This window comes from Lacinutrix venerupis (assembly GCF_001971745.1).
In the GTDB taxonomy this organism is placed as follows: Bacteria; Bacteroidota; Bacteroidia; order Flavobacteriales; family Flavobacteriaceae; genus Lacinutrix; species Lacinutrix venerupis.
On record NZ_CP019352.1, the window covers coordinates 1,648,247 to 1,673,583 of the forward strand.

Consider the following 25,337-nt stretch of genomic DNA (forward strand, 5'->3'; position numbering starts at 1 on the left):
ACATTAAAAACCTTTAAAAGTGAAGTTATTTTGTTGTTGAATATTAATCTCAACTACAATGAAAAAAACATTACTCTTATTAACCTTTTTAGTGTTTGGTTTTACGCAAGCACAAACCATAATTTATGTAGATGTTGATGCAACAGGTGCAAATAACGGAAGCAGTTGGGCAAATGCTTACACAAGTCTTCATAGTGCTTTAGGAATCCAAACCATAACAGGTGCTCAAATTTGGATAGCAGAAGGAACTTACATGCCTGTTAATAAAAACACACCAATGCTAAACCAGTACGGAGTTAGTATTTACGGTGGTTTTGTGGGTACAGAAACGTCTCTTTCGCAACGTAGCACAGATCCTTGGGCACATCCTGTATATTTAACAGGAGATTTAGCGCTTGATGATGCTAATGAATTACCTAGTGCAACATCTGCAAATAAAACAGATAATGCACCAATTATTCTTAAAGTAGAGCCTAATTCAGCAAGTAAAACTCAAGAAATTACTCTAGACCGATTACATTTTGTTAATGCTTATGGTGGTAGTGCATTGTATAGCCATCCATCATATTCAAATGAAGTGCAAAGAAAAATTACAGTGCAAAATTGTAGATTTTCAAGAAATTATGCTTCAACAAGACCAGCAATGGATATTTGGTCTAATGAAACTGTAAATGATTATCCTTTTGAGTTATTTAATAGTATACTAGATGAAAATGTATCTAATTCAGGATATGCATTTGAATATCGTATCACAAATTATATAAATCTTGAGCATGATATTTTTATTGCTAATAATATGTTTATAGGTAACAAAGTAGAAAGTGCTAATGCTTCAGGTAGTGTTGCACGTTTTATAAGCGCAACAGGTGGTTCAACAAGACTAACGGTGTTTTTTCAAAATAACACGTTAGCTTTAAATGAAGAAGGTAGCAATGTAACATCTGATGTAGCTAGCCCAATACGTTTTGAGACACTTGGTTCAGCAGAAACGATAGGAAGATGGAGTAATAATTTGTATTACAGTAACTATGGTACATCAGACTATATAGGAACCCAAGATACAAGTTCTTCAACTATAGCACTTGGTTATGCCAATGCATCAGAGTTTACACCTGTAATAGGTTCGGCTAATTTACTATCTAATTACACTTTATCAGAGAGTCCTTTTGTTGATATTTTCTCTGGAAATTTTATACCTGTTTCAGCTTATAGAGATAATGGAGAAAGTTCTATCCCAGGATATTATAGCAATATTAATCCTACGACCGATTGTTTTATGAATCCTAGAAAAAATGCAGATTCATCGATAGGTTTAGGAGCCATTCAATATACAGATACAGCTATGCTAACAGGTCCAGGAAACATAGCGCCTTTATCATTACCAGAACCACCAACAGTTATATACGTTGACGCAAGTGCTACTGGAGCTAATGATGGTACAAGTTGGACTAATGCTTATACTTCTTTAGATGACGCTAATATACCTACTTTAGGTAGTGGATCTAAAATATTTGTAAAATCAGGGACTTATAAATTAACATCTGGTGAAATTAGTATTAATTCAGAAATAGAGATTTATGGTGGTTTTAACGGAACAGAAACTTCTGAAACAGATAGAGATTTATCTATTGTAAATACAAGTAATGCAACTATAATTTCTGGTGATATATTAGATGATGATATTTCTGGTGATTTTACACAAAATAAATCAGATAATTCATCAAGTTTGTTCAATTTAGCAGCTAATAATGTAATTATTGATGGTTTTGTTTTAAGTAACTTTTATACAACATCAGGTAGCCCTATTGTAAAAGTAACCACTAACGTTTCAAACTTTGAATTATCCAACACATTAATTAATAATAATTATAGTAACAGTATTTTATTTGATTGGAGAACTTTTTCAGGTACTGTATCAATCAATAATGTTGCAATTACAGATAACCAAACTAATAATGGTCTTATACTACTACAACATAACGATACTAATTCAAGTACTTTAGAATCCAATTGGTCCAATGTGTTAGTTGCTAATAATATTTATAACGCAGATTGGGGAGCAATTTGGTTTAGAAGAGGAACTTTAAATAATGATGGAAGACTATTTAAAAGTTCATTAACCAATGTGTCTATTTTAGATAATGTTAATAACCATGCATCTACCCAACAAGTTATTAATGTTAGTAGTGGAAGTGGTTGGGGAGTTTTTGAATTTAGAAACAGTCTTTTCTGGCAAAACAAATATAATGGAGGTCAATTAAGTACAGTAGATATTGAAAATAGTAAAACAGCTGAAGGAGATATCCAAACCGTTAGGGTATATAATACTATTGCTATGGTCGGTAGCGGTGTAACTTCTGGAACTTTTGATAATTCAAATATTACACTTTTAGACCCAACGACTGATAACTTAAATTTAGATGCCGAATACAAACCTACATCAGCTTCAAATTATATTGTTGATCAAGGAGATAACGCTTACTACGACGTAGCTTTATTTGGCGATTTAGATTTATCAGGTAATACAAGATTTTTTAACACCACTATAGATTTAGGAGCTTACGAGTACAATTCTACATTAGGAATTGATGATATTTCTTTAGATACAAACTCAGTAAAATTATATCCTAATCCAGCAACAGACGTTGTAAATATTAAGACTAATCAAACTATTGAAAACGTTTCAGTATTTAATGTAAATGGTCAAAAAGTACTTGAAATAGCTAATCAATCTCAAATTAATATTTCTAATTTACCAACAGGAATGTACTTTTTAAACATAAACACTAACCAATCAAACCAAACAATAAAAATCTTAAAACAGTAATATTTTTAAAATGAAAAAATTAAACAAACTTGTAATCTTATTTTGTCTTGCTTTAGCCGTATTAAATTGTTCTTCAGACGATGATAATAATTCAATTGTAGACAATGCAGTAACAAATAAAATAACTGTAGGAGATTCAGATTTTGAAATGAATACAGCTATTGTTGAACCTACATTAAATAATTCGGTGTTTTTAAGTTTAACAAATAAAACACAAGCACAAATTGAAGCGTCTTATAATGGTACTACACTTAACAATGTAGATTATTTTACGGCTAGAATAGGCCACTCAGATTTGACATCTAATGTTACTTATGATTTGTCTGAAATATCAAGTTTAGAATTTATTGTAAATGGAGATGTTATTAATTCTGAATATGAAAACGGGTTTAGTCAATTTTACAATAGTGGCTCTAATTCAGATTTAGAGGTTATGTCTGGTAGTATTACAGTAACTAACTATTCTGTTGATAATTTAACATTAACATTTAACTTTGTTAGAAATGATGGTACCGAAATTTCAGGAAATTATAATGGTGCATTTATGTCTTTAGATGATGAAGAGTAAATAATTTAGTAAGTATATAAAATAAAAAACGCAACCTAATAGGTTGCGTTTTTTTATTTGTATTTGAGAAATTATTGTCTTAAAAATTGATATTCTGATAGGTTATTTAGAATTACAATTTCATTTGATATAAGTTCGTAAGAAGTTGTAACATTCTCGTTGTTTGCAAAATCTTCTATGGTAATTAAATTATTTTCAATAGACCAATTATAAATTTGTGCAGTAGATGTTATACCTTCTTCAGTAGTAATTTTAAATGTATTTAATACTGTATTATCAGGGTTAAAAGTTAATTTATATTCTGTATTTTCATTAAAATCTTCTCTTAACCATTCACCAATTAATACATTGTGTGTGCTATGGTCAATGGCGTTACCATTGTCGTCTGAGCTACAATTAAATTGTAAACAACAAATAGCAAGAATTAATACTAATCTAATAGAGTTATACATTAATTTATTTTAATAAAAATTGAAAAGAATAAATTTATAATTAAAGTTCAAACTTTCAATTACTTATCCGATTAAGTGCTTATTATTTTGTTTATCGAATAGATAAAAAAAACGCAACCTTAAAAGATTGCGTTTATTAGTTATATATAAGAGTTTATTTTAGCTATTTAACATCACTGGCATTACTAACATTGTTACATGTTCACCTTCATCAAGACCATCAATAGGTGTTAAAATTCCAGCTCTGTTAGGCATACTCATTTCAAGTTGTACATCTGTAGCATTTAAGTTATTAAGCATTTCTGTTAAAAAACGAGAGTTAAAACCTATTTGCATATCGTCTCCTTGGTAATCACAAGTTAAACGTTCTTCTGCTTTGTTAGAGTAATCTATATCTTCGGCAGAAATATTTAATTCTGCTCCAGCAATTTTTAATTTTATTTGGTGTGTTGTTTTGTTAGAGAAAATACTAACACGTTTTACAGAACTTAAAAACTGTGTACGATCTATACTTAATTTATTAGGGTTTTCCTTAGGTATTACAGCTTCGTAGTTTGGATATTTTCCATCAATTAAACGACAAACTAATACGGTGTTTTCAAAAGTGAATTTAGCATTAGAATCGTTATATTCAATTGTAACGTTTTCATCGCTTGTTGCTAAAATTCCTTTTAATAAAGTTAAAGGCTTTTTAGGCATAATAAATTCTGCAACTTGAGAAGCAGAAACATCTTCGCGAGTATATTTTACTAGTTTATGAGCATCTGTTGCTACAAAAGTTAAATTATCTGTCGAGAATTGAAAGAAAACACCACTCATTACAGGTCTTAAATCGTCGTTACCAGCAGCAAAAATAGTTTTGCTAATAGCAGTTGCTAAAATGTCTCCAGCAATTGTAGTGCTTGAAGGATCTTCTAAGGCAACAGCTTTAGGAAACTCTGCACCATCTGCATAAGCTAATGCATATTTTCCATGGTTAGAACTAATTTCAATAGTATTGTTTTCTTCTACTGTAAATGTTAATGGCTGTTCTGGAAATGTTTTTAAAGTGTCTAATAATAATCGAGCAGGAATAGCAACACTTCCTTTACTATCGCTTTCTATATCTAAAGTTGAAGACATAGTGGTTTCTAAATCACTTGCAGAAACTGTAAGTGAGTTATTATCGATATCGAAAAGAAAATTATCTAAAATAGGTAAGGTGTTAGAGCTGTTAATTACTCCACCTAAAACTTGTAATTGCTTAAGTAAATACGTGCTTGAAACTATAAACTTCATATATAATCTGGTCGTTAAATTCTGAATATTAATTAATACAAATATAGAGTTTAAGCACCTAAAACTGAAACAAACTTATTAACAGTTTTTTCCCACGAAAACAAGATGATTTTATACTAAAATATAATTATTTTTTAACGTATTTACGTTGTCTTAAAAAATTAAAAATGAACCCAAATAGCCCTAAAATCAATAAAGGCAAAACAATATTTAGTACTTGCCATTTTGTTTTTTCTTTGGCAATTTTTACTTGGTCTAAAAACGCAACTTTTACTTCTTTGCTGCGAATGTTTATAAGTCCGTCGTCATCTAAAAGATAGTTTACCGCATTAAGTAAGAATTCTTTATTACCATAAGTTTCTTTTGTCCATTTATCGAATCCTAAAGTTGTTGGTCTGCCTTTGTCTAAATCGTTTTTTATAACATCTCCATCTGCTATAATAATCATTTTAGTATCAGGACTTTTTGTTCTATCATTATCAAGTTTTATTGGTTTTACTCGATTGTTGTAAACTGAAGTAAATTCGCCTTCTAAAAGTACGGCTAAATTCTGTCTGTCTTTTGTAAACAATTCTGAAGGTGGCTCTTGCAAAGCAAAACCTAAACTAATTTCTTTAGGTGTGCCTTCTAAACGACTTGGTTTATCGCTTTTTAATAATATTGTTTTTTTAATATTGTTTTTAAGCGTGTCTATTTGGTTTGCAAAATCAAACTTTACAAAGTTTATATTATTAACTATTGGATGGTTTACATCGCTTAAAGCCAAAGGAGAATATGGCCATAAAAAATGCTGTAATTTTAAACTCTCGTCTTGTCCTGTTTCCAATGTAATTCTACCTATGTTTTGGCTCTTAACACTTGTTAATAATGGATTTATTCTGGCTCCATATTTAAAGAAAAAGTTAGTTAAATTTAAATCGCGTGGTACTGCTACATTTTTACCTTCAGGATTAAATAAACTATCCTTTTCCATGTTAATTTGGTCTATAAGCCAAAGGCTTTTTCCGCCATTCATTGTATATTGGTCCAGCACATATTTTTCTTCTTCAGAAAAGGCTTCAGTTGGTTTTGCAGCAATTACTAAGTCGTAACTATTTAAAGTTTTTGATGTTTTTTGTGCATTTGTAGAGACACTATCTAAAGTAAATGGAGCAATATAGTAGTATTGGCCAAGTGTTTTTAAAAAGTCTGCAATGTATTTATCTTCTAGTTCTGCATTGCCTTTTAAAACAGCAATTTTTCTTCGTTTAGGGTGTATTAACTTACTTAAACCATCGGCAAAGGCATATTCTAGATGCTGTACAGAATTTGTTACTAATTCTTGTTGGTTAGCATTCACTTTATATTTTACCAAAGGAATATCTACCGTTTGGTTATTGTAACTCGCCAGAGCCCATGGAATAATAACACGTTGCGATTGTTTTCCATTTTCTTGAACACTTAATTGCATTGGTGTTAAACCACGCTCTGTAAGTTGGGCAATATTATTATCTCTAGTGGCTTCATCTTCAATAGGATTTATAAAACTAAATTTTATATTGCTATTGTAGGCAGAAAATTCTTCTAACAATTGTTTGGTTTCTGTTTGTAGTCTTCTAAATTCTGAAGGAAAATCGTCGCCTTCTAAAAACACATCAATTATAATAGGAGAATCTACATCTTTTACAACATTTAAAGAGGCTTTATTTAGTGTATAGCGTTTATCTGATGTTAAATCGAAGCGTTTATAAATTGAAGAACTTAAAATATTAAAAACAATTAAACCTAATGGAATGATAACAAGAGGTAGCCATTTTATTTTTTTAGAGGCTTCGGTATTTATACGTTTTATGGTTAAAAAAATAAAGAAGAAAGTTATGCTTAAAAAATAAAATATATCTCGTGTATCTAAAACACCTCGACTCATACTTTTAAAGTGAGACGCCATACCAATTTGTTCTATAAAACTGCCTAAAATATCTGCTAAACCTTCAAATCCAACATAAAATAAAAAACATAAAAACACAGCAATAATAAATGCTACAATTTGGTTGTCGCTTAATGTTGAAGAAAAAACACCTATTGCAGTATAAGCTGCTACTAAAAATAATAATCCAAAATAAGAACCTAAAGTACTACCAACATCTAAATTTCCCACAGGTTTTCCTAATTGGTTTACTGTATAAACATAAAGTAGAGTTGGAATTAGTGCTAAAATTATTAATAAAAAAGCTCCAAGGTATTTGCCAAGTACAATTTGCGAATGCGAAATAGGTTTTGTTAATAACAGTTCTAAAGTGCCTTGTTTCTTTTCGTCGCTAAAGCTACGCATGGTAACAGCGGGAATAAGGAAAATAAGAATCCAAGGCGCTAATAAAAAGAAAGACGATAAATCTGCAAAACCGTAATCTAGAATATTAAATTCGCCTTTAAATAACCATAAAAATAGACCGTTTAGTAATAGGAAAATTGCAATTACCAAATAACCAATTGGTGAAGCAAAAAATGAGTTGATTTCTTTTTTTAAGATTGCGAACATTTAAAATGTTTATTATTATCTAAATTATACTTTTATTCTCTATTGCAGATTGTTTATTGTAAGCTAACAACTTTATCCACACTCCAAGCCTCAGGCTTAGCATTAAACATTGGTTTTGTTTCTGCCCAAACATCTTTAAATAAATTGGAGTGTCTGTAATTATTTAAATCGTTTTCAGTATTCCAATAAGAGTACGTAAAAAAGATATTTGTATTGTGCTTATCACGATATAATTCTAAATATTGACAACCATTAAAACCTCTTATTTTTAGTTTAACTTTTTCAAAATTAGCGAGAAAAGTCTCGATATTTTCTTCTGCAAAACTCATTTTTACAATTCTTACTAACATTATTTATTTTATAAAATTAATTGAAACGGTATCTCGTAATTTTAATCCCATTAAGCTACTTGCTCCACCAATATTTCCGGTGTTTCCTTTATAAATAGCAATTTCTAAGTAATTAGAAGAATTAAAAACAACCAGTCCTCGACCTTCATCTGTTCTTAATTCTTCAGGTGTATCAAAATTTACAATATCACTATATTTAGTGTATATTTTTTTAAATTTATGGTTTCTTGCAGAGACTTCAAAAGGTCGTCCTAATTGTATTTTTTCAAAAAAAGATTTCTTTATATTAGTAACTACATTGCCATAATTATCTATATAAATAATACTACCTATAATTTGTGTTTTCTCATCATTTACATATGGTTGTAAATTTCTAATTGGTTTAATTTCTGTAATATTTTTACCAATAACTCCAAGCGTACCACCACGAGCAATGTGGCAAGCAACTTTTACAAAAACATCTAAAACAGGAAAGCTAGTTTCAATTTTATCGTGAATGTTTATTTCTACAATTTGTTTTGGCGAAATTTCAGCACAAATCATACTCATAATACCATTATTAGCACAAACAAAATAATGCCCGTCTAATTCCATTGCAATATGTTTGTTTTCTTGATTTATTTCTGCATCAATACCAATAATATGTATAGTGCCATCTGGAAAACTACTATATGCGTTTTGAATAATATAAGCAGCCTCAGGAATATTAAAAGGAGAAATAGAATGAGAGATATCAACAATTCTAACATCTGGCATTTCGCTATAAATAGCGCCTTTTATCGCACCAGCAAAGTGATCTTTCTCACCAAAGTCTGTTGTTAACGTGATAATTGCCATTTAGTAATTGTTGATATTTATTTTAATTTTAGCGAATAAAAGTTCTATAACTTTCTTAAGTTTATAACACAGAACAAAACTAAGAAATTAGAACATAAAAACTTAATTAAAACGGTGCGCTTTTGAACGAAATAATAATTCAACTTGAAGAAATTACTCCAAAAGAATTTTTTGGAGCAGGAAATGAAAATATTAAGCTTTTAAAAAAGCACTTTCCAAAATTAAAAATTGTTGCTCGCGGCAATGAAATTAAAGCTTATGGCGAAGAAGAACTCTTAGATGAGTTTGACAGAAGGCTAACCATGTTACTTAAACACTTTGCTAAGTACAATAAATTAGATGAAAACGTAATAGAGCGTGTGCTAACCAGTAATAGTAGTGACGATTATGCTACTTCCGAAAAAAGCGGCGAAACTATTGTACATGGTGTTAATGGTAAAATAATAAAAGCTCAAACAGCAAATCAGCGAAAAATGGTTGAGCTGGTACGTAAAAATGATATGGTTTTTGCTATTGGTCCAGCAGGAACAGGAAAAACATATACTGGAGTGGCATTGGCTGTAAGAGCATTAAAAAATAAGGAGGTTAAACGTATAATTTTAACGCGTCCAGCAGTAGAAGCAGGTGAGAATTTAGGGTTTCTTCCAGGAGATTTAAAAGAAAAATTAGATCCTTATATGCAACCATTGTATGATGCACTTCGCGACATGATAGCACCAGAAAAGCTATCGCAGTATATAGAAAACGGAACCATACAAATTGCACCATTAGCATTTATGCGTGGTAGAACATTAGATAATGCATTTGTAATTTTAGATGAAGGTCAAAATACAACACATGCACAAATGAAAATGTTTTTAACACGTATGGGAAAAAATGCAAAATTTTTATTAACAGGTGACCCAGGTCAAATAGATTTGCCACGCCGTACTGTTTCTGGACTTAAAGAAGCGCTTTTAGTACTTAAAGATATTGAAGGTATAGGTATGATTTTCTTAGACGATAAAGATGTTATTAGGCATAAGTTAGTTAAGAAAGTTATTGCTGCTTATAGAAATATTGAAAATATTGAAGCATAATTTTAAAGTGTATTTATACCTTTGTTTTGCCTAATACTTATTAAGTATTTTAATAAAAAATAATAAATCAACTCATCAATAAATAAAACTAATGAGTAATACAATAATAGACACTAATTTCAACTTTCCAAATCAAAAAAGTCTTTATAAAGGAAAAGTAAGAGCAGTTTACAATATAAACGATCAAGAATTAGTAATGGTTGCAACAGATAGATTATCTGCTTTCGATGTAGTGATGCCAAAAGGTATTCCATACAAAGGACAAATATTAAACCAGATCGCAACAAGTATGATGAAAGCAACAGAAGATTTGGTACCAAATTGGCTAACAGCAACACCAGATCCAAATGTAGCTGTAGGCCATTTATGTGAGCCTTTTAAAGTAGAAATGGTTATTCGTGGTTACATGTCTGGCCATGCAGCTAGAGAATATAAAGCCGGAAAGCGTATACTTTGTGGAGTTGCTATGCCAGAAGGAATGCAGGAAAACGATAAATTTCCAGAACCAATTATTACACCTGCAACAAAAGCAGAAATGGGAGATCATGACGAAGATATTTCTCGTGAAGATATTTTAGCAAAAGGAATTGTTACAGAAGAAGATTATATAGTTTTAGAAGATTATACAAGAAAACTTTTTAAAAGAGGAACAGAAATTGCCGCTTCTCGAGGTTTAATTTTAGTAGATACTAAATATGAATTTGGAAAAACTAAAGAAGGTAAAATTGTATTAATCGATGAAATTCACACACCAGATTCTTCACGTTATTTTTATGCAGATGGCTACCAAGAACGTCAAGATAAAGGTGAAGCACAGAAACAACTCTCTAAAGAATTTGTGAGACAATGGTTAATAGCAAATAATTTTCAAGGATTAGAAGGACAAACTGTTCCTGTAATGAGTGATGAATATATTGAAACTGTTTCAGAAAGATATATAGAATTATATGAAAAAATTATGGGAGAGAAATTTGTAAAAGCAGATGTAAGTAATATTCAAGAACGTATAGAGAAGAATGTTATGGCTTATTTATCTAAATAATAAATCATCAAATTTTTATAAAAAAGCCTGTCTATTTTTTTTAAAGCAGACAGGTCTTTTTATTTACAATAGTTTACACATTAAAAATTTAAGCATTGCAGACAATAAATAAAATTATAGCAGATTTTGCCTCATTCGTTTGGGGGTTACCATTATTAATATTATTAATAGGAGGTGGTTTGTATTTGCTAATTCTATCTCGTTTCCTACCATTTCGTTACTTAGGTCATGCTATACAAGTACTTCGTGGTAAATATGACAACCCAGAAGATAAAGGCGAAATAAGCCATTTTCAAGCCTTAACAACGGCATTATCTTCTACTATTGGTATGGGAAACATTGCAGGTGTTGCTGTCGCAATTTCCATTGGTGGACCGGGAGCTGTTTTTTGGATGTGGATTAGTGCAATTATTGGTATGTCTACAAAGTTTTTCACGTCTAGTTTAGCGATTATGTATAGAGGAGAAGACAGTGAAGGTAATACACAAGGTGGACCAATGTATTTTATTACAGAAGGTTTGGGTAAACATTGGAAACCTTTGGCTGTGTTTTTTAGTCTTTGTGGCTTAATTGGAGCGTTACCTGTTTTTAACGTAAATCAACTTACACAAGCAATTAATGATATTGTATTAAAACCAAATGGAGTTGCCGTAAATTTTACGTCAAACTTAATTATTGGTATTTGTTTAGTTACAATTACATCTATTGTAATTTTAGGAGGCTTAAATAGGATTAGTAAGGTGGCATCTAAACTAGTACCAAGTATGGTATTACTCTATTTTGTATTAATTTTAGTAATTTTATTTGTGAATGTAGATGTGGTACCAACATATTTTAAACTCATTTTTACAGATGCTTTTGCAGCAGAAAATTATAAAGGAGATGCCTTTTTAGGCGGACTTTTAGGAGGATTAATTATTCTGGGAATTCGTCGTGGTGCATTTTCTAACGAAGCAGGAATAGGTACTGCGCCTTTAGCACATGGCGCAGCAAAAACAAACGAACCAATTCGTGAAGGTTTAGTTGCTATGTTAGGTCCAGCAATAGATACTTTAATTGTTTGTACACTTACAGCTTTAGCTATTTTAGTAACAGGTGTTTGGCAAACTACAGAAGCAAATGGAGTAAGTTTAACAGCTAATGCTTTTGGTGCTGCAATGCCAACATTTGGTAGGTATTTATTATTACTTTGTATTGTTGTTTTTAGTGTGTCTTCTTTATTTTCTTATGCTTATTATGGCGGTAAGTGTTTGTCGTTTCTTGTAGGAGAAAAGAACAAACATTATTATAATTACTTCTATATTTTAAGTATTATTTTAGGCGCAACAACTTCTTTAGCATTAATGATTAATTTAATAGATGGTGTATTTGCCTTGATGGCAATACCAACAATGACAGCAACTTTAATTTTAGCTCCAAAAGTTTTAAAAGAAGCAAAAGCATATTTTAAAAGAACCAAAAACGCTTAAGCTTTATTGTTTATAGAGGCTTTAAATTGTTGCGGTGTCATTAACTCCATTTTTTTAAACTGTCTATTAAAATAACTTGTGTTATTAAATCCGGATTTAAATGCAATTTCAGACATTCTAAAGTTTTTAGATTCCTTAATCAGTTTTTTTGAAAACTTTATTTTTTCCGAATTAATATAATCAATAGGAGAGATACCTAAAGTGTTTTTAAATTGTTTATGAAAATGAGAAGTACTCATATATGCTTTCTTAGCTAAAAGATCTACACTAATATTTTTATTGGTTAAATTTTCTTTTATAAACTTAATAACAGTTCCAATTCTAGTATCATTAAATACTTGATGCGGATCATTAATAATTAAGGATTTTGCTTTAGTTTGTAGCAGTCTAACAATTAATTCTTGTATCATTAAATCTAATAACACATCTTTAGATTTATTGTTATTAGTAAAAGTATAAGTTAATCTTTCAATTAAATGATTAACATCGATATTATTTATTAAATGTGAAGCAGTTTCATCCAAATCCCAAGTGTTATTTTCATTTTCAATAGCTACTTGTTGATTAAATTTTTCAACAACCTCATCAATTTTAAAGGCATCAATACCTAAAGCTAAACATTGTGTTGGTTGTTCTTTGGTCGCAATAGGAAAATCAATAACCATTTCTTTTTTTGTAGGCATAACTACAGATTCTCCAGGAAAAAAATCGAAAGCTTCAAATCCATCAATATGCATTACTTTTTTTCCAGTGAGCATGCTAGCTATAATAGGAAAATCAAAAGTTAACGAAACTTTTTCTGCGAAAGCATGAGTTTCATAAATGTTAAGCTCTGCGTATTCAGCACTATACGTCGTTCTGTTCTCTACTAAAGTAGTAATTTTTCTTTTGCTTTTATGTTTATTTAATAAAGACTTCATACTCAATATTACAAAATTTTAATCCATAAATAAAGAAATAATAGATATGTTCAATAATATAATAAATATGTTCAAGAATATTAGGATATGATAAAATAACTTTATCAAAAATAAAGATAATATATTTTTTAAGTATAAATATTATCTAATTAGCAATTTAATACAAATTTATATGAGTTATTCAAAACCAAAATTTAAAGAAAAATACGGCAATTTTATTAATGGAAAATTTGTAGATCCATTAGGAGGTCAATATTTTAAAAACACGTCTCCTGTAGATAATAGTTTAATAGCAAAATATCCAAGATCACAAAAAGAAGATGTAGAGTTGGCTTTAGATGCTGCTAATGCAGCAAAAGAAAGTTGGGGAAATACATCTGCAACAGAACGTGCAACTTTATTAAATAAAGTAGCAGATATTATTGAAGCTAATCTTGAAGAATTTGCTCTTGTAGAAACCTGTGATAATGGTAAGCCAATTCGTGAAACTTTAAATGCCGATATTCCTTTGGCAATAGACCATTGGCGTTATTTTGCAGCTTGTATTCGATCGGAAGAAGGTAGTGCGACAGAGCTAGACCAACATACGCTTTCTATGAATATTAAAGAACCATTAGGTGTAGTTGGGCAAATAATACCGTGGAATTTTCCATTGTTAATGTTGTCATGGAAACTGCCTCCAGCTTTAGTAACAGGAAATTGTGTTGTGCTAAAACCAGCAGAACAAACACCATCATCAGCAACTTTATTAATGGAAAAAATTGCAGAAGTTTTTCCTCCAGGAGTTGTAAATATAGTTCATGGTTTTGGGCCAGAAGCAGGAAAACCTTTAGCGTCAAGCTCTCGTGTAGATAAAGTAGCTTTTACTGGAGAAACTACAACAGGACAATTAATTATGCAATATGCATCTAAAAACTTAAATCCTGTTACTATGGAACTTGGTGGTAAATCGCCAAACGTGTTCTTTAACTCGGTAATGGATCATGATGATGAATATTTAGATAAAGCCATAGAAGGCGCTGTTTTATTTGCTTTTAATCAAGGAGAAGTTTGTACATGTCCATCTAGAATTTTAGTACAAGAAGACATTTACGATGCTTTTATGGAACGTGTTATAGAAAGAACAAATGCAATTGTACAGTCAAATCCGTATGATGAAAATTGTATGGTTGGAGCACAAGCATCTAATGATCAATACGAAAAAATCCAATCTTATTTTAAAATAGGAAAAGACGAAGGTGCCAAGGTGCTTACAGGAGGAGAAGCTAATAAACTTGAAGGTAATTTGGCAAACGGTTTTTACATTAAGCCAACATTATTAGAAGGTCATAATAAAATGAGAGTTTTTCAAGAAGAAATTTTTGGCCCAGTAGCTTGTGTTACAAAGTTTAAAGATGAAGCAGAAGCTATAGAAATTGCAAACGATACACTGTACGGATTAGGAGCTGGAGTTTGGACACGTGATGCTCACCAACTTTACCAAATACCAAGAGCGATTAAAGCAGGTCGTGTTTGGGTAAATTGCTATCATGCTTATCCTGCTCACGCACCATTTGGTGGTTATAAAAAATCTGGATTTGGTAGAGAAAACCATGTGATGATGCTTAATTACTATCGTCAAACTAAAAACATGCTAATCTCTTACGATAAAAATAAATTAGGCTTCTTTTAGAAGTTTTTAATTAATAGCATTAAAGGCTGAGTTTAAAATAATTCAGCCTTTTTTTAATACATTTAAGTTATGGAAAGAATTGCAATTACAGATAAAGCATCAAAAATTTTAGAACAATTAAAACAAAAATATGGCGAGTTAATATTTCATCAAAGTGGTGGTTGTTGTGATGGTTCTGCACCAATGCTTTTTGAAAAAGACGACATGTACCTAGACGAAAGCGATGTACTCTTAGGTACTATAAATGGTGTAAATTTTTATATGAATCAAGACCAGTTTGAGTATTGGAAACATACACATTTAACGGTAGATATTACAGAAGGTAGAGGAGCAAGTTTCTCATTAGAAATTCCGTTAGGCTTACGTTTTTTAATTCATTCTAGATTATTAACTAAAGAAGAAGAAGCGTTTTTAAATACCAATAAGAAATCTTAAATTGCTGTAGCAAATAATAATATAATGAGTAATTACCACATAAAACATTTAGAAGAATATTATCAAGTTTATAGAAAATCGGTTAGAGAACCAGAACATTTCTGGGAAGAAATAGCCGAAGAACATTTTCTATGGCGAAAGAAATGGGATAAAGTATTAGAATGGGACTTTACTAAACCAGAAATTAAATGGTTTGAAGGTGCAAAACTAAACATTACAGAAAACTGTATAGACAGGCATTTAGCAACAAGAGGAGATAAAACAGCAATACTTTTTGAGCCTAATAACCCAGAAGAAGGAGCAGAGCATATTACGTATAGACAATTATACCATCGTGTAAATAAATTTGCAAATGTATTAAAAGAACAAGGAGTTAAAAAAGGTGATCGCGTTTGTATTTATGTACCAATGATTCCAGAATTAGCAATTTCCATTTTAGCTTGTGCAAGAATAGGTGCAATACACTCTGTAGTATTTGCAGGATTTTCTGCAACAGCATTAGCAACCAGAATAAATGATAGTGATTGTAAAATGGTAATTACTAGTGACGGTTCTTATCGTGGCGCAAAAACTATAGATTTAAAAGGTATTGTAGACGAAGCTTTAGAAAGTTGCGACAATGTAGAAACAGTTTTGGTTGCTAAGCGAATTAATTCTAATATAAATATGAAAGAAGGTCGCGATAAATGGTTACAACCTTTATTAGACAAAGCTTCAGATCAATTAAAGGCTGAAGTTATGAATGCCGAAGATCCATTATTTATATTATATACATCAGGTTCTACAGGTAAACCAAAAGGTATGGTACATACAACCGCTGGTTATATGGTTTATACGGCATACACGTTTAAAAATGCTTTTCAATATAGAGAAGGCGATGTGTATTGGTGTACAGCAGATATTGGTTGGATTACAGGACACAGTTATATTGTTTATGGACCATTAGCAAATGGAGCAACAACTGTAATGTTTGAAGGTGTTCCAAGTTATCCAGATTTTGGACGTTTTTGGGATATAGTAGAAAAACATAAAATCACACAGTTTTATACTGCGCCAACAGCAATTCGTGCTTTAGCAAAACAAGGAGTAGAATTGGTAGAAAAATACAATTTATCATCACTTAAGGTTTTAGGAAGTGTGGGCGAACCAATTAATGAAGAAGCATGGCATTGGTATAATGATAATATAGGAAAAGGACAAAGCCCAATTATAGATTCGTGGTGGCAAACCGAAACAGGAGGTATAATGATAACACCAATTCCTTATGTTACACCTACAAAACCAACCTATGCAACTTTACCATTTATAGGTATTCAACCATGTTTAATGGATGAAAATGGAGAAGAATTAAAAGGTAATCAAGTAGAGGGTCGTTTATGTATAAAGTATCCATGGCCAAGTATAGCACGTACTATTTGGGGAAACCACCAGCGTTATAAAGAAACCTATTTCTCTGCCTTTAATAATAAATATTTTACTGGAGATGGCGCATTACGAGACGAGGTTGGTTATTATAGAATTACCGGTAGAGTAGACGATGTTATTATTGTTTCTGGACATAATTTAGGTACAGCTCCAATTGAAGATGCAATTAACGAGCATCCAGCCGTTTCAGAAAGTGCAATTGTAGGATTCCCACATGATGTAAAAGGAAGTGCTTTATACGGTTACATTACTTTAAAAGATGTTGGAGAAAGTAGAAACCATGATAATTTACGAATAGAAATAAATCAGCTTATTTCAGATAGAGTTGGTCCTATTGCTAAATTAGATAAAATTCAATTTACTAATGGATTACCAAAAACAAGAAGCGGTAAAATTATGCGTCGTATTTTACGTAAAATAGCCGAAAAAGATACCAGTAATTTAGGAGATATTAGTACACTTTTAAATCCAGAATGCGTACAAGAGATTATAGATAATGCTTTATAATGTAACTTTTTTAAATTTATGCGTCTTATAAGCATAATAACCAACCTTCAATAATAATTTCTCATGAAAAAAATCGTTCTTTTTATAAGCTTAATTACGTTAAGTGTTGCAACTTATGCTCAACAAGATAAAATTTCTAATGAAGTAAAAGAATACATTCAATCTAGAATAAATAACCAAATTAATGTTGGTATTGTGGTTGGATTTATAGATGGTGATGATGTAGAGTATTATAGCTTTGGAAAAACCGCTTTAAAAAACGGAACAACTATTAATGAAAACACTGTTTTCGAAATAGGTTCAATTTCAAAAACATTTACAACAACACTTTTAGCTTTAAAAGTAAATAGTGGAGAAATGAATTTAGAAGATCCTATCTCAAAATATTTACCAAAAGATGTTAAAACACCAACACGTAATGGAAAAGAAATTACTTTAAAAAATTTAGCAACGCATACCTCTGGGTTGCCAAAACTACCAAGTAATTTAATGCAAACAGACCCTAATAATCCTTATGTAGATTATACATATAATGATTTATATAGTTTTCTATCTAATCATGAATTAACAGTAGATATTGGTTCTGTTACAGATTATTCTAATGTTGGTATGGGATTATTAGGACATATTTTAGAGTTACAAAGCGGAAAAACATACGAAGAATTAGTAATCGAGCATATTGCAAATCCATTAAAAATGAACGATACAAGGTTAGTTTTTACAAAAGCTATGAAAAATCGATTAGCTAAAGGTCATGCTGGTCTTGTTGAAACTTCAAATTGGGATATTATTACACTTGGAGGAGCAGGAGGAATTCGTTCTTCGGTTAGCGATATGGTAAAATATATTCAAGCTAATATTAATAGTGATAATGTAGATTCTAAGTTGCATAATGCAATGTCTTTAGCACATCAATCTGCATACAAAAATCCAGAACAAAAAGTAGAAATGGCTTTAGGATGGTTTATAGAAGGTGGCAAGTTTTTAATGCATAATGGAGCTACAGGAGGCTATAGCGCAATGGCAGCCTTAGACAAAGAAGCTAAAAAAGGAGTTGTAGTATTAACAAATAGTAATGAGAATGTAGATGCTATTGCTATAAAATTAATGGTGCCAAGTTATCCGCTAAAAGCTATAAAGCCTTCCATTGCACAATTTTTAGATAAAGAAATTATAAATAAAGGTATTACAAAGGCTATAGCAAGTTACAAAAATGAAAAGAATACTAATGAAGCGGCTTATAATTTTGATGTTGAGCAATTAAATACACTTGGTTATAAATATTTACAAAATAACAAACCAGAAATTGCATTAGAGCTTTTTAAACTTAATGTTGAAGTTTTTCCAGAAGAATCAAACCCATACGATTCTTTAGGAGAAGCTTATTTAAAAATGGAAAACCAAGACTTAGCTATTAAAAATTATAAAAAGTCATTAGAACTTAATCCAGGAAATGATAATGCTAAAAAAGTATTACAAGAATTAGGTGTAACATTAAAAGAAGTAAGTGTTTCAAAAGAAATGCTAGAAAGCTATGTAGGTAATTACCAGTTAGCTCCAACTTTTAGTATTAAAATTACAACTAAAGACGGTAGATTATTTGCTCAGGCAACAGGACAACCGCAATTCGAGTTATTTCCATCAGACTATAATAAGTTTTACCTAAAAGTGGTAGAAGCTATGGTAGAATTTAATGCAAATAATAAAGGTAAGATAGATAGTTTAACTCTGTTTCAAAATGGACAAACTATACCTGGTAAACGTGTGGAATAAATGTAGCCTTATAACATATATTTAAACAAGTATTAAAAAACTAAAGCTATTACTTATAATGGCTTTTTTTATATTTGTTTAGTAATTAAATTACTATAATGAAAATCCAACCACTATTAACCTACATTAATAAAATAGTTACACTAACAGAAGACGAAGAGTTATATTTTGCTTCAAAATTAGTGTATCGTAAATATTTAAAAGGTCAATATATTTTACAACAAGGCGATATTTGCAATACTAGTTGTTTTATTATTTCTGGTTGTGTTAAAATGTTTTATGTGGACGATTTAGGTCAAGAGCACATAATCATGTTTGGTGTTGAAAATTGGTGGGCTTCAGATTTGGGAAGTTTTATTTCTCAAGCACCTTCAGATTTTAATGTACAATGTATTGAAAATACAGAATTAATTCAGATATCACGTAGTAATATTGAAAAAGCCTATTCTAAAATACCAAAGTTAGAACGTTTATTTCGAATAATAATCGAAAAGGCCTATGTTGCTTCACAAAAAAGAATTGTTAGAAACTTTAGCATGTCTGCAAAGCAAAGATATTTAGTTTTTAAACAAAGTTATCCTGAAATAGAACAGCGCATTCCGCAATATATGGTGGCATCTTATCTTGGTATAACTAAGGAGTTTTTAAGTAAAATTAAAAGTCAAATAGCTAACCAACATTAAAATGTTAATCTAGTTTAATATTATTTAATAAACTAGGTCATTTTTTCTATCCAACCGTTGTAAGACCTTTGTTGTATTAATATTAATACATATAAAAATGAACAAAATTTTAGTAGCAATTATAACATTTGCAACATTTACAACAACAATTATGGCACAAAACAAAACTATAAACACTGCAGATAGTAAAGTAGTGTGGAAAGGTTACAAAGTAACAGGATCTCATGAAGGTACAATAACATTACAATCTGGAAATTTAAATTTTAAAGATGAGGTTTTAACTGGTGGAGAGTTTGTTATGGATATGACAACTATTAATACTACAGATTTAGAAGGAGATTATAAAGGTCAATTAGATGGACATTTAAAATCTGACGATTTCTTTGGTGTAAACAATTTTAAAACAGCAAAATTAGTTTTTACAAACGTTAAATTAACAGGAAAGAACTCTTACGTAGTAACAGGAGATTTAACAATTAAAGATAAAACAAATCCTGTAACAGTAAACATTTCTGTTTATGGGAGTAAAGCAACTGCAACATTAAAAATAGACAGAACAAAATTTGGTGTAAAATATGGTTCGGCAAACTTTTTTGATGGTTTAAAAGATAAAGCTATTTATGATGAATTTGATTTGGTAGCAGATTTACAATTCTAATTTTATTTATTAAATTTTAAAAGCGTCTTAGGTATAAAGACGCTTTTTTTATGTAAGAAAATTAAAAGTTTAGATAAAAAAATAACGTTATTTGTATGTAATAATTTAGAATGATAAATATTAGGGAATATATAGAAAAAACGGTAGCAATTTCAGATGAAGACTGGCAACTGTTTTCGTCAAAATTAAAGAATAGAGTTTTTAAAAAGAAAAGTACAATTCTAGATGTTGGCGAAACAGAAAACTATATATCTTTTATTGAGAGTGGTATTGCTAGGTTTTTAATACCAAAAGAAGATAAAGATAAAGACATAACCTTTGGCTTTTGCTTTAAAAACGAATTTGTAAGTGCTTACGATTCTTTTTTAACAAGAAAGCCTTCATTATACAAATTACAAGCACTGTCTGATATTTCTATGTGGAGTATTTCGTATAACGACTTGCAAGAGGTTTACACAAAAAGTTTTGCAGGAAATGTTATTGGTCGTTTATCCTCAGAGCGGTTATTTCTTATCAAATCTAAAAGAGAACAATCTCTCTTAAATGAAACAGCCGAAGAGCGTTATCTCAATTTATTTACAGAGCGTCCTAACCTTATAAAAGAAGTTCCTTTAAAATATATAGCTTCCTACATTGGTGTTACTGCACAAGCATTAAGTAGAATTAGAAAACGTATTTCTTAACTTAGGTTCATTTTAATTGGTAGTAAGTATATAGACCTTTGCAAAATTAAAGCAAGGACTATGGCAATTTTAATATTTATAATAATACTGTGGTATACAGGTTTATTTTTTCAAACTTTTTTTCTACATCGTTATGCAGCTCATCAAACTTTTACAATGTCTAAAGTTACAGAGCGCGTTTGCTTTGTATTAACTTGGGTTTTCCAAGGCAGTAACTATTTAAGCGCTTATGGTTATGGTGTAATGCATAGAATGCATCATGCTTATGCAGATACAGAAAACGATCCGCACTCACCAAAATACGATCCTAATCTATTTTCTATGATGTGGCGAACAAAAAACATCTATCAAGATATAAATCAAAAACGTATTACTGTAGCAGATAAATTTACTAAAAATGTACCGCAATGGAAGCGTTTTGATAATTTTGCAAGCTCTAGAGTATCTCGTTTAACTTGGGCAGCAGCTTATGTTGCTTTTTTTATAGTATTTGCAACAGCGTGGTGGCAATGGTTATTATTGCCAGTAGCATTTTTTATGGCGCCAATACATGGTGTAATAATAAATTGGTTTGCACATATTTATGGTTATACAAATTTTAAAGTAAAAGATACATCTAAAAATTTATTACCATTCGATTTTTTAATGATGGGAGAAAGTTACCATAACAACCATCACACACATAGTGGTCGTGCTAATTTTGGAGTAAAATGGCATGAAATAGACTTTACATACTGTATAATGGTAGTTTTAGATAAGCTTAAAATTATTAAGCTAAAAAAAACAACTATTTAAACAAACTCACACAATACAACTTTACTTGTATTTCTGTTAAAACAGAAGCATGGTTTATTAATGCTTCAATTTCTATATCTTTTAATGGCGTAAGATTAGTGCTTACATTTCTTGCAATCTCTAATTGTTCTTTAGTATTAGCATTTGCTACTATAGATTGATAATTAATACTCTTTTTTACTTTATTACTTATGTTTAACCAATCTTTATTTGAGATATCGGTTTCTGTAATGTTGTGGTGCTTTAAAACTTGTGGTAAAATAATACCTTCTTTTACACCATCTAAAAATTTAGGAATAGAATCTTCAATATTCCAGCCTAAGGATTGATAGGCAATCTCACGTTTAGCTGTAGTATAATTTTCGTATAAATATTGTACCATTTGTAAGTTTTTAATCCTATTCATAAACACATCGCTAGTTCTAATAAGTAATGTTAATGTGTTTTTATAAGTATTTTTAAATGGCATAGTATTTCCTGCATCGCTAATAATTACAATTTGACTACCATAAGCACTCTTGGTTTGTGTAAGTTTATGTGCGCCTTGATTATCGTAAACACCACCGTCAACCAATCTTGGTTTTACACGAGTGTAATCGTCTGGATTACTAAAAAATTCTTTATCAATTTTTACAGGAGTAAAAACAAATGGTACAGAAGTAGAGGCAGCAACAGCTCTGGCAATAGGAAATTTTTCGGCTTTAAAAACAATAGGCTCACTTTTATCTTCGTCGTCAGGATAAGAGTATACCGAGTCTCCCATACTTGCATTAGAAAATGTAAATAAACGTCCAGTTTCTAAGTTAGTAGCATTAATACCAAATCTAATTTTGGGTGATAATGCAGAAAGTGTTTTATTATTAAAGAATATTCGATTATACATACGCTCGTTAAGTTTGCTAAAAGGAAATATTTTAAACTGAAACGAAAGTAAAAGCACTATTAAAAGTAGTAATAAACCAAAACCAAACCACGAATGATTGCTATAAATTAGATATATTATAACAGCAATGGAGCACATTAAACCTAAAAAAGAGAGTAAAAAGCGCCATGATGTTAAAATGCCTTTTATAACGCTACGTTTTACACCTTTTCTTATAACATTTTCAAAAGTTTCAAAATCATGTTCGTACAAACCATAAGTAGCTCCGGTAATAGAGCCACCAGAATTGGTAGAAATAATATCAACCTTATCAAGAATGTTTAATTCTTTAAGTTTTTTAAGCGTGCCTAGGTGGTAAATAGTCGCGCGATAGCCTCCACCAGAAAGACTTAATCCTATTTTTTGATTGTTTTTCATAAGAGCTTTCTGTGTTTACAGAAACGTTGTAATTAATTAAATCCTAAAATAATCAAAAAATTGATAGCCATTTTAACAAAATATTGATTTTTTTAAAGTCAAAATCATTTTTTAAAGCGCTAAACAGCTTGTATTTAAAGGCTTATATTTAATATTATTAACATTAAAACAAAAATATTATGAACGAAGATCAATTTAAAGGTAAGTGGAAACAAATAAAAGGTGAATTTAAAAAGAAGTATGGAAAAATCACCGATGATGAGTACACTGAAGCAGAAGGGAACATGGATAAACTTGCAGGAAAAATGCAGGAACGCTATGGTAAAACTAAAGAAGATTTAAAAAAGGAAATTGATAACTGGTAGAAACTAGTTTTTAATTTCAAAAGCGTCTCTAAATTTAAAATTTAGGGACGCTTTTTTTTATTTAAATATTCTAAGAATTTTGAAAGTTTAAGCTAAGAGCTGCAAGATAACATAGAGCAACCTACTTTATTTCTAGCCCAATCTGGTCGTTTTACAAACCATTTTTGGTTTTCTGGTTGCTCATCATAAGGTTTTTTGAGTAAATTAAATAACTCATCTATAAGTTTATAGTCACCTTTATTAGCATCGTCTATTGCTAATTGTGCCATATAATTACGTAATACGTATTTTGGGTTTGTTTGGTTCATTTTAAGCTGTCGTTCTTTAGCAGAAATAGTTTCTTTATTTAAACGTATAGCATAATTATTAAACCACGTATTCCATTTTGTTTTTACAGTATCGTTTACATCACTTAGTATATAAAAAGCATCTTTAATAACTTTTAATCCATCTTGAGAATGTTTAGTAGAGAAATGGCTAAGATTTCTAAAAAAAATTGTCATATCTGTTTCGGTTAACTGTAGGTTTTTCTCTAAGTTAATAATAAGCTCTTCATCTTTGTCATCTTCTGTATACAAACCAAGTTTAGTTCGCATCATTGCAATGTATTGAGCTTTAGCTTTTTTTGGATAAGAATTTAAAATTGACTCTAGACCATCGGCCTCTTCAATTAAAGGATATAAAGCGTTTGCGAGTTGAAATAAGTTCCAATGTCCAATATCTAATTGTGCACCAAAGCGATAGCGCTTAAATTGACTATCGGTTGTGTTTGGCGTCCAATCGTTATCGTAACCTTCTAACCAGCCGTAAGGACCATAATCTATTGTTAAACCAAGAATAGAAAGATTATCTGTATTCATAACACCATGTACAAAACCTACACGTTGCCAATGTATAATCATTTTTAAAGTGCTATTTAATACACTCTCAAAAAACTGTAAATAAGTATTTTTTGATGGTGCACCTAAATGCGAAAAATGATGTTTTATAGTATAATCTACTAGTGTTTTTAATGTTGTAGTATCCTCTTGTGCTGCCAATATTTGATAATTACCAAAACGTAAAAAACTTGGTGCAACACGGCATACAATAGCACCTTTTTCTAAAGCGGCATTACCATTATAAAGCATATCTCTTAACACTTGATCTCCAGATAAAGCTAAAGATAAAGCTCTTGTAGTTGGCACACCTAAATGATGCATGGCTTCGCTACATAAATATTCGCGAATGGAGGAGCGTAAAACAGCTAAACCGTCTGCTGTTCTAGAATATGGTGTTTCGCCTGCACCTTTTAACTGTATGGCCCAAAGTTTATTATTGTGTTCAACTTCGGCTAAATTAATGGCACGACCGTCTCCTAATTGTCCTGCCCAGTTTCCAAATTGGTGTCCACCATAACACATAGCATAAGGCTTTGTATTTGGCAACACACTATTGCCTGTAAATACGTTTAAAAAAGTGTTACTTTCAGCATCTTTTTTGGTTAAACCTAATTCCATTAACATTTCTGGAGAGACATGAAGTAATTCAGGTTTTTTTGTGTGTTTAGGAGTAACAAAAGAATAACAGGCATTTTTAACCTGGCGTCTTGTGTTTTCAACAATAGGATCTGCTGGTAACTCTTTATTAAAAGTGTCTTTTATATGAAGCTGCATTATGGTACTTTCTATTTAATATACAAAATTTTTTATAATAGCTTTT

At 30.5% G+C, this 25,337-nt stretch carries 22 protein-coding genes; 14 read left to right on the forward strand and 8 right to left on the reverse strand.

The features are described from left to right. The first annotated feature begins 58 nt into the window (after positions 1–58). Together BWR22_RS07365 and BWR22_RS07370 are read left to right on the forward strand one after the other, a co-directional pair. Complete coding sequence (locus tag BWR22_RS07365) at positions 59–2,827, forward strand: T9SS type A sorting domain-containing protein (protein ID WP_076733043.1); 2,769 nt, start codon at positions 59–61, stop codon at positions 2,825–2,827. A gap of 10 nt (positions 2,828–2,837) precedes the next feature. Continuing rightward, positions 2,838–3,395: a hypothetical protein gene (locus BWR22_RS07370; RefSeq protein ID WP_076733044.1), complete on the forward strand. Its 558-nt coding sequence runs from the start codon at positions 2,838–2,840 to the stop codon at positions 3,393–3,395. A 71-nt stretch (positions 3,396–3,466) separates the two neighbouring features. Here the strand turns inward: BWR22_RS07370 and BWR22_RS07375 are convergent, their stop codons facing one another. From BWR22_RS07375 to BWR22_RS07395, 5 genes are all read right to left on the reverse strand, one after another. Continuing rightward, positions 3,467–3,847 carry a lipocalin family protein gene (locus BWR22_RS07375; RefSeq protein ID WP_076733045.1) on the reverse strand — a complete coding sequence of 127 codons (381 nt, stop codon included), beginning with the start codon at positions 3,845–3,847 and terminating at the stop codon, positions 3,467–3,469. Positions 3,848–4,006: 159 nt separating this feature from the next. Next, on the reverse strand, positions 4,007–5,125 hold the full coding sequence (gene dnaN, locus BWR22_RS07380) for a DNA polymerase III subunit beta (RefSeq protein ID WP_076733046.1): 1,119 nt from the start codon (positions 5,123–5,125) through the stop codon (positions 4,007–4,009). Between the two features lie 127 nt (positions 5,126–5,252). Further along, positions 5,253–7,643: a gliding motility-associated ABC transporter substrate-binding protein GldG gene (gene gldG, locus BWR22_RS07385; protein WP_076733047.1), complete on the reverse strand. Its 2,391-nt coding sequence runs from the start codon at positions 7,641–7,643 to the stop codon at positions 5,253–5,255. Between the two features lie 53 nt (positions 7,644–7,696). Then, positions 7,697–7,993 (reverse strand): putative quinol monooxygenase, encoded by a 297-nt coding sequence (locus tag BWR22_RS07390; protein ID WP_076733048.1) that lies wholly within the window; start codon positions 7,991–7,993, stop codon positions 7,697–7,699. Positions 7,994–7,996: 3 nt separating this feature from the next. Beyond that, complete coding sequence (locus BWR22_RS07395; RefSeq protein WP_076733049.1) at positions 7,997–8,830, reverse strand: SAM hydrolase/SAM-dependent halogenase family protein; 834 nt, start codon at positions 8,828–8,830, stop codon at positions 7,997–7,999. 122 nt (positions 8,831–8,952) lie between these two features. Here BWR22_RS07395 and BWR22_RS07400 point away from each other — a divergent pair, with 122 nt between their 5' ends. The 3 genes from BWR22_RS07400 (at position 8,953) to BWR22_RS07410 (ending at position 12,420) form a co-directional block, all read left to right on the forward strand. Beyond that, a complete protein-coding gene (locus tag BWR22_RS07400) occupies positions 8,953–9,909 on the forward strand; it encodes a PhoH family protein (RefSeq protein WP_076733050.1) in 957 nt (318 codons plus the stop codon). A gap of 91 nt (positions 9,910–10,000) precedes the next feature. Then, positions 10,001–10,951 carry a phosphoribosylaminoimidazolesuccinocarboxamide synthase gene (locus BWR22_RS07405; RefSeq protein ID WP_076733051.1) on the forward strand — a complete coding sequence of 317 codons (951 nt, stop codon included), beginning with the start codon at positions 10,001–10,003 and terminating at the stop codon, positions 10,949–10,951. 95 nt (positions 10,952–11,046) lie between these two features. Next, positions 11,047–12,420, forward strand: coding sequence for an alanine/glycine:cation symporter family protein (locus BWR22_RS07410; protein ID WP_076733052.1), 1,374 nt, complete (start codon positions 11,047–11,049; stop codon positions 12,418–12,420). Here BWR22_RS07410 and BWR22_RS07415 read toward each other — a convergent pair. After that, positions 12,417–13,340, reverse strand: a complete 924-nt coding sequence (locus BWR22_RS07415; protein ID WP_076733053.1) for an AraC family transcriptional regulator — start codon at positions 13,338–13,340, stop codon at positions 12,417–12,419. The genes BWR22_RS07410 and BWR22_RS07415 overlap by 4 nt on opposite strands. Before the next feature lie 172 nt (positions 13,341–13,512). Between BWR22_RS07415 and BWR22_RS07420 the strand changes: the two genes are divergently transcribed. The 8 genes from BWR22_RS07420 to BWR22_RS07455 all read left to right on the forward strand — a co-directional run bounded on the left by BWR22_RS07420 (position 13,513) and on the right by BWR22_RS07455 (position 21,971). Beyond that, entirely contained in the window at positions 13,513–15,012 is a 1,500-nt protein-coding gene (locus BWR22_RS07420) for an aldehyde dehydrogenase family protein (protein WP_076733054.1), read from the forward strand. Between the two features lie 69 nt (positions 15,013–15,081). After that, entirely contained in the window at positions 15,082–15,447 is a 366-nt protein-coding gene (locus BWR22_RS07425; RefSeq protein ID WP_076733055.1) for a DUF779 domain-containing protein, read from the forward strand. Between the two features lie 24 nt (positions 15,448–15,471). After that, the gene (acs, locus tag BWR22_RS07430) at positions 15,472–17,379 is read left to right on the forward strand and encodes an acetate--CoA ligase (RefSeq protein WP_076733056.1); all 1,908 of its coding nucleotides are present in this window, start codon (positions 15,472–15,474) and stop codon (positions 17,377–17,379) included. A 63-nt stretch (positions 17,380–17,442) separates the two neighbouring features. After that, positions 17,443–19,152, forward strand: a complete 1,710-nt coding sequence (locus BWR22_RS07435; protein WP_076733057.1) for a serine hydrolase — start codon at positions 17,443–17,445, stop codon at positions 19,150–19,152. Positions 19,153–19,250: 98 nt separating this feature from the next. After that, entirely contained in the window at positions 19,251–19,835 is a 585-nt protein-coding gene (locus tag BWR22_RS07440) for a Crp/Fnr family transcriptional regulator (RefSeq protein ID WP_076733058.1), read from the forward strand. Between the two features lie 97 nt (positions 19,836–19,932). Beyond that, entirely contained in the window at positions 19,933–20,493 is a 561-nt protein-coding gene (locus BWR22_RS07445) for a YceI family protein (RefSeq protein ID WP_076733059.1), read from the forward strand. A 110-nt stretch (positions 20,494–20,603) separates the two neighbouring features. Further along, complete coding sequence (locus BWR22_RS07450) at positions 20,604–21,176, forward strand: Crp/Fnr family transcriptional regulator (RefSeq protein ID WP_076733060.1); 573 nt, start codon at positions 20,604–20,606, stop codon at positions 21,174–21,176. A 60-nt stretch (positions 21,177–21,236) separates the two neighbouring features. Further along, positions 21,237–21,971, forward strand: a complete 735-nt coding sequence (locus BWR22_RS07455) for an acyl-CoA desaturase (RefSeq protein WP_076733061.1) — start codon at positions 21,237–21,239, stop codon at positions 21,969–21,971. Here the strand turns inward: BWR22_RS07455 and BWR22_RS07460 are convergent. Continuing rightward, positions 21,964–23,271, reverse strand: coding sequence for a patatin-like phospholipase family protein (locus BWR22_RS07460; RefSeq protein ID WP_076733062.1), 1,308 nt, complete (start codon positions 23,269–23,271; stop codon positions 21,964–21,966). The two genes, BWR22_RS07455 and BWR22_RS07460, sit on opposite strands and share 8 nt — an antisense overlap. Positions 23,272–23,450: 179 nt before the next feature. Between BWR22_RS07460 and BWR22_RS07465 the strand changes: the two genes are divergently transcribed. Next, positions 23,451–23,636, forward strand: a complete 186-nt coding sequence (locus BWR22_RS07465; RefSeq protein ID WP_076733063.1) for a CsbD family protein — start codon at positions 23,451–23,453, stop codon at positions 23,634–23,636. A gap of 92 nt (positions 23,637–23,728) precedes the next feature. Here BWR22_RS07465 and BWR22_RS07470 read toward each other — a convergent pair whose 3' ends face one another. Further along, entirely contained in the window at positions 23,729–25,291 is a 1,563-nt protein-coding gene (locus BWR22_RS07470; RefSeq protein ID WP_076733064.1) for a protein adenylyltransferase SelO, read from the reverse strand. Between the last annotated feature and the right edge of the window lie 46 nt (positions 25,292–25,337).